General features: G+C 47.3%; 6 protein-coding genes. 3 read left to right on the top strand and 3 right to left on the bottom strand.

Annotated features, from left to right (window positions below):
* On the top strand, positions 1-723 hold a 723-nt coding region (locus AC3DOM_RS14285; protein WP_487919719.1), incomplete at its 5' end, for a hypothetical protein.
* 22 nt (positions 724-745) lie between these two features.
* Positions 746-1,462 (top strand): lytic transglycosylase domain-containing protein, encoded by a 717-nt coding sequence (locus tag AC3DOM_RS14280; RefSeq protein WP_487919718.1) that lies wholly within the window; start codon positions 746-748, stop codon positions 1,460-1,462.
* Positions 1,463-1,578: 116 nt separating this feature from the next.
* Here the strand turns inward: AC3DOM_RS14280 and AC3DOM_RS14275 are convergent, their stop codons facing one another.
* On the bottom strand, positions 1,579-2,976 hold the full coding sequence (locus tag AC3DOM_RS14275; RefSeq protein ID WP_487919717.1) for a sensor histidine kinase: 1,398 nt from the start codon (positions 2,974-2,976) through the stop codon (positions 1,579-1,581).
* A 68-nt stretch (positions 2,977-3,044) separates the two neighbouring features.
* A complete protein-coding gene (locus AC3DOM_RS14270) occupies positions 3,045-3,722 on the bottom strand; it encodes a response regulator transcription factor (protein WP_487919716.1) in 678 nt (225 codons plus the stop codon).
* Positions 3,723-3,903: 181 nt separating this feature from the next.
* Between AC3DOM_RS14270 and AC3DOM_RS14265 the strand changes: the two genes are divergently transcribed.
* Positions 3,904-4,530, top strand: coding sequence for a sugar transferase (locus AC3DOM_RS14265; protein ID WP_487919715.1), 627 nt, complete (start codon positions 3,904-3,906; stop codon positions 4,528-4,530).
* An 82-nt stretch (positions 4,531-4,612) separates the two neighbouring features.
* Here AC3DOM_RS14265 and AC3DOM_RS14260 read toward each other — a convergent pair whose 3' ends face one another.
* Positions 4,613-6,247 carry a ribonuclease J gene (locus AC3DOM_RS14260; RefSeq protein ID WP_487919714.1) on the bottom strand — a complete coding sequence of 545 codons (1,635 nt, stop codon included), beginning with the start codon at positions 6,245-6,247 and terminating at the stop codon, positions 4,613-4,615.
* Positions 6,248-6,543 lie beyond the last annotated feature (296 nt).

The following is a 6,543-nucleotide window of genomic DNA, read 5'->3' as shown; positions in this document are numbered from 1 at the left end:
ACCACATTTCTTGGTGGACGTACTTTGGAGCGCGGCGCAGTATGGGGCATGATGATTATCGCAGCCCTGCTTGCCTTCGAGATATTCAACTTTAGCACTACTGATTTTGCATTGCGAGATGTTCTAGGAGAGTTGCGCTTTATGGGCATCCGCTGGGCAACTATTTTGGCAGTTGCTTTTTGTGGAATTGATTTTGCTGGAGTCGCGCGTCTATTTACCCCCGAACAAGGGCGTGATGAACCAGCTGAGGTCTGGTATCTTTTTGGTGCCTGGCTTTTGGCAGCTATCATGAATGCCATGCTTACATGGTGGGGCATATCTGTTGCGATTATAAATAATGGACATGTTGGTAGTGCTGTAGTTAGTTCCACAACAATGACAAAATTCATCCCGATTTTTGTGGCAGTTATGGTATGGTTAATCCGCGTGCTTATTATTGGCACATTTTCGATTGCGGGAGAGCGTCTGTTTAGCCAGGACACAAGTAAACGTGCTCAACGAGTATCATCTCAGAAAAATCCAATAACCCATACCAGGAATATTCGACCACAGCCTGCAACAAATCGAGCTTCTTCAACTTTTCGACCTGCGCCCAAGGCTTCTCGTTCTCAGCCGAATTTCAGTCCAGAGCCGACCTACCAGAACATGGCTGCGTCCAGTGGGCGGCAACAAAGTTTTGATGGTCGAGATCAACACAATCGCGAATATAGCGACAATTCCTAGGAAAGATAACTCAGTGTGAAATATGTACGATGATTACGGTGTGGACGATGAAATTTATTCCGATGACACACACTGGGAGACAGCCGATAATGAAAGCGAAGGAAATGGCTGTCTCCCAATATTTATACTGCCTCCAATAGCGGTTATTATTGTTGGAATTCTCCTTGTTTTTTCATTAGGTGGACTAAATGGACCGATCTTTTCGGATGTTGAAGCTGCTGCCCCTTATGCAGAGCTTTATGCTACTCACCCGGGATTGTCGCCCTTATTTACTCCTGAGATTCAGTTTTGGGGAGAAGAAATCATAGGCTGGGCTGCCCAAACAGGACTGGATCCAAATTTGATCGCAACCGTGATGCAAATCGAATCTTGTGGTGATTCCAAAGCAAGATCTGGTGCTGGGGCAATGGGATTATTTCAGGTGATGCCTTATCATTTTGAAGATAGTGAGAATCCATATATCCCTGATGTGAATGCCCTGCGCGGATTGGGCTATCTCCAGAAATCATTGGATACTGCCAATGGAGATTTTCGCTTGGCTTTTGCAGGCTACAATGGTGGGATTGGCGTCATACCAAGGTCAGAAGCTTCCTGGGCTGCGGAAACTGTAAGATATGCTTATTGGGGGAGTGGTATTTATGCAGATGCTTTGCAGGGCGCCTCGGTTAGCGCACGGCTGGATGAGTGGCTGGGCAGGGGTGGAGCGAGTTTATGTTCCCAGGCACGCGCCAACCAATAAATTAAACAGGACTGACGCAAAATACCTTTTTTCTCACTGCGTTGTAGCCTGTCTACAATACCCCAACGCAGAGCATTGGAACTAGGGCTAAAAAAATACGTAAGTCCTATTAAATATCAATCTTCTACAGAGAGGTGTTTGCTTTTCCTGGAATCGAAAAGGGGTAGCGAAATCGTAAAGGTTGACCCTTCTCCTTCAATGCTTTCTACATCAATTTTCCCATCATGGTTGGCAATGATCCAATAGGCGATAGAGAGTCCCAGCCCAAAGCCGGAGGCTTTTGATCGGGTGCGGGATTTTTCGGTGCGGTAGAATCGATCAAAAATATGGGGAAGATCTTCTGCGGGAATCCCAGGCCCGGTATCGCGGATGATGAGACGGGCTTCCTTGCCCACCTTGGAAAGGCTCAGGAATATTTCTCCTCCTTCGGGAGTATATTGAATCGCATTCGAGACAAGATTTAGCAAAACTTGTTTGAGCCGATCTCGATCTCCCTGAATTTGGATCTGGTCAATCTCACTCAACTTGAGCATCAACTTATCTCCGGCAAGGATATGCATTTCCTGAATGACTTCAAAAAGCAGGCTGTCGAGTTCAAGGGCATCCTTTTGGAGAGGAATTTTGCCGGTCTCAGCCTGCGCGAGGAGAAGCAGATCACCAACCAGGCGGGTGAGCCGATTTGCTTCCTGATCGATGCTAACGAGAGTTTCTTCGTCAACGGTATTCATGCGTCGCATAAGACCAACGTTTCCCTTGATTACAGTCAGGGGCGTGCGAAGTTCATGGCTGACATCTGCAAGAAAGCGCTGTTGGGAGGTGAAGATTGTCTCGAGTCGTTCCAGGGTTTGATTGAAGGCAAGCACAAGCTGACCAACCTCGTCATTGGGAAGATGTTTGTACGGAATTCGGCGGGAGAGATCATCTGCGCGATTGATTTGCTCCGTGGTCGCAAGAATGGTATCAAGTGGGGCAAGAGAGCGTTCAATTGTCAGCCATGAGCCAATTCCTGCGATGATGACGGCGAAGATTGCGGCCATAATGAGAATATAAAGCAAGTCCTCACGGACAGAGTCGACAACTGCCAGGCTGGATGCTACTTGCATCGTTCCTGCATCGCGCCCACCTACACTGAGAGGCAGGCTGAGAACGCGCATATGGACACCATGATAATCAATGCTGCGAAAGTTAGCCTCAAGCGATACCAATCCCTGATTATCCAGTGCTTCAGGGAATTGAGCCGATTCTAGCGAGGTAGAAATAAGACGACCATGGCGATCCCAAACCTGAACATAGACATTCGTGGATATATCGAGCGGAGGTAAACGAAGGATGGTCAGTTCGCCAACCGCATCAACACGTGCGATTTCCAGTATGTCTTCCGCGGTGTTATTGAGTAAGTCATCAATCTGATTAACGAGGGTTACGTTGACAAGGGCATAAACAGCCATGCCAAAAAGAAGTATAACTCCCCCCATGAGAGTGGAATAGAGTAAGGTCAGTCTGCCGCGTAGCATCGTTGGTTATTCGGTTTTTAAAGTGTTTCGAACCGGTTAAGGGCTTTTATTTGATCGATGGATGCCTGTTAGGGCATCTCGCGCATTACGTAGCCAACGCCACGCACGGTGTGAATCAGGCGCGCTTCATCACCAGCTTCCAGTTTTTGACGTAAATAGCGAATATAGACCTCCAGGACATTGCTTTCACCGCCGAAATCATACCCCCAAACACGGTCAAAAATCACTTCACGGGTTAAAACCTGCCGTGGGTGGCGCATGAAGAGATCCAGCAATTCATATTCTTTGGCGGTCAGCGAAATGATTCGATCCTCGCGGGATGCCTGTCTTGAGCCCGTATCTAATTTGAGATCGAGAAATTCAAGGATGGGGATCCGTTTAACCTGCGTGCGTCGTAACAACGCGCGAACGCGCGCCAGCAACTCATCCAGATTAAAAGGCTTGACGAGATAATCATCTGCACCGGCGTCCAATCCCTGGACACGATCCTGAATAGTATCTTTGGCGGTTAACATAACAATCGGGACTTCGCCCCCAGTCCTTAAACGGTGGCAAACTTCCAGTCCGTCCATGCCCGGCAACATCCAGTCCAGCACAACAAGATCGGGTTGGTTGTCTCGTGCCATCAGCAATCCACTGCGTCCATCCACTGCCGTATCCACAACATAGCCCTCATAGGCAAGCCCACGCTGAAGCAACTTCAGGATCGCAGGATCGTCTTCAATAATTAATATTCGTTCGCTCATCATTCTCTCCTCTTAAAACACAGCAATTCAATATTTCACTTTAATATACTGTGAGTACGATTATCTTTTATGTTATTTGCTTTCGGCGCAATTTCAGAAAATGCATTGCACTGGCTACCTGAGAATTGCTGATTAAAACTATACCACATACACGCGTTGGTTTATTTGGTAAAATCAGAAAATGCCCCATATTTTTCCCCCGGAAATACCCAAAGGTAAACGTCTTTTCGATTTGCTGGTGGCCTTTCTTGCCCTGATTATATTTTCACCTGTTTTGTTGATTATTGCCTTGCTTGTCCGCATTTATCATGGAGCGCCAATTCTCTTCAAACAACAGCGCCCTGGCTATAAAGAGGTTCCTTTTTTCATCTACAAATTCAGGACGATGACAAACCGTGTCGACGCGCAGGGAAATTTGCTGCCGGACGCCAAACGTTTGACCCGGCTTGGTAAATTTCTCCGCGCAAGCAGCCTGGACGAGGTGCCCGAATTCCTCAATGTATTACGCGGCGATCTGAGTTTGGTAGGCCCTCGTCCTTTTTTGATGGAGTATTTGCCTCTTTATAATGCGGAGCAGATGCGTCGTCACGAAGTACTGCCGGGGATCACTGGTTGGGCACAGATCAATGGACGGAATAATATCTCCTGGCCCGAAAAATTTCAACTGGATTTATGGTATGTCGATCATTGGTCATTTTGGCTGGATTTAAAAATATTGTGGCAGACCATTTGGAAAGTCTTCAAGCGAGAGGGGATCAACAAAACCGACGAGGCAACCACTACGTATTTTACGGGGAATGACGAATAGTGTGAATTGATCAGAGAAATAAAAAATGAGTGGCAGTTTTCAGCCACTCATTTTGATTTCTGATAATTATGCTTATTTTTTTCTAAACCTTGCTTAGCGTTACAAATACCATTGGTTTACGCTTTGTCTCGTTATACAAGAAAGAGCGGATCGCATTCATGATTGTTTGTCGATCATCCAATCCGCCGTCAATCATATCAACAACCTTCTTTTGCGCGATAGGGATTAATTCTTCGGCTTCTTCAGGGGAGACAAAGCCACGGGTAATAATTTCTGGGTCGTGCAACAATTTCCCGGTGAATTTGTCAATATTGAGGTCGATCAGGAAAATGCCGCTTTGCGCAAGACGTTCTCGCTCTCTCATCACCCCGTGATCCACGTCTCCAATGCTGTGTCCGTCCACGAAAACGTAGCCTCCAGGGATGCGTTCTCCCAAGGATAATTTGCCATTCGCCAATTCCACAACCTGTCCATTTTCCACGACCTGAATATTTTCAGGGGAGACGCCCATTTCTTCTGCCATCATTGCATGACGCTTAAGCATATGTAACTCACCGTGCATGGGAACAAAGTTATTGGGGCGTACAAGGTTGAGCAATAATTTCATTTCCTCCTGGCTGGCATGTCCTGAAACGTGGATTGGGAGGAGGCTATCATCAATCACAGTCGCACCGCGGCGGAAAAGACTGTTGATCGTCCTGCTGACAGATTCCTCATTCCCGGGAATTGGGTGCGATGAAAGCACAATCGTATCATCTGGCTTTAATGCAAAATGGCGATTGGTTCCCGTTGCCAGTCTTCCAATGATCGAAGAGGGTTCACCCTGAGAGCCGGTGCCCATCAGGACAACATCCTTAGCCTTCATTCCCAGAGCTTGTTCAAGACTGACCAGAGTATTTGTAGGAATATCAAGATAGTTCATCTTGATAGCTAATTTTGAGTTGTCAACCATGCTCATCCCAACGAAAGCTAATTTGCGATCATGCTTTAATGCTGCATCTGCAACCTGTTGCATTCGGGAAATTTGCGAAGCAAATGAAGCCACAATAATACGAGCTGGGGCCTCCTCGAAAACCTTATCAAGAGCTGGACCAATCACCATCTCGGAGGGAGTCCAACCGGGGCGGGTTGAATTGGTCGAATCTGCAAGAAGCAAATCCACACAGCGTTTGGAGAACTCGGCCAGCTTCGCATAATCGGTCGGCCAACCATCTACGGGGGTATGGTCAAATTTATAGTCGCTCATGTGGACGACCAGGCCCGCAGGGGAGGTGATACCCAGGCCTACGCTATCAGGGATCGAATGGCAGACGTGGAAAAATTCCACCTGAAATGGCCCAACCTGCACCATCTCGCCGGCTTGCACGGTATGCAAGTCTCCCTGACCAGCCATTTTATTTCGTGCTAATTTAACCTCCACCAGGCCCATTGTCAGGGGCGTACCGTAAACAGGGGCAGAGATCTCGCGTAATACATGATGGATCGCACCGATATGGTCTTCGTGCCCGTGTGTGATCACGATCCCACGTACCAGGTGCGCTTTATCGCGCAAATATTCAAAGTCGGGAATGATATAGTCGACCCCGAGCATATCGTTTTCGGGGAACATGATGCCAGTATCTACGATGAGAATATTCTCGCCGTATTCGTAGGCCGTCATGTTTTTGCCTACTTCCCCTAGTCCACCCAGGGGGATAATTCTTAGTTTTTTACTCATTTTTCCTCTTTAAAAAGTTTAATAACCGCCAGCGGCGGATGAAGTCAGATAACCAAAAAAAAGACCCTGCGGAATTCTTTCTACCGAGGGCTTCTTACAGACGTACGCTTGTGCGGGCTTGCAAAAAACTGCCAATTGGCAGTGAAAGTCGTATCCAACGTTGAGCAGTATAGCAGGGAGATGAAGATTTGTCAAAGCGAAGATGAGGTAAAAACCGCTTCATGCACATATTTTGGTTTGCCAGCCCTCTCAAAAATCTGCTGCCATTTAGGGATATGCCTGGTTAAGCCATGCCA

Source organism: Candidatus Desulfolinea nitratireducens (assembly GCF_982879505.1).
Note: the sequence above shows the minus strand (reverse complement) of the source record. Positions and strands in the feature narration are given on the sequence as shown.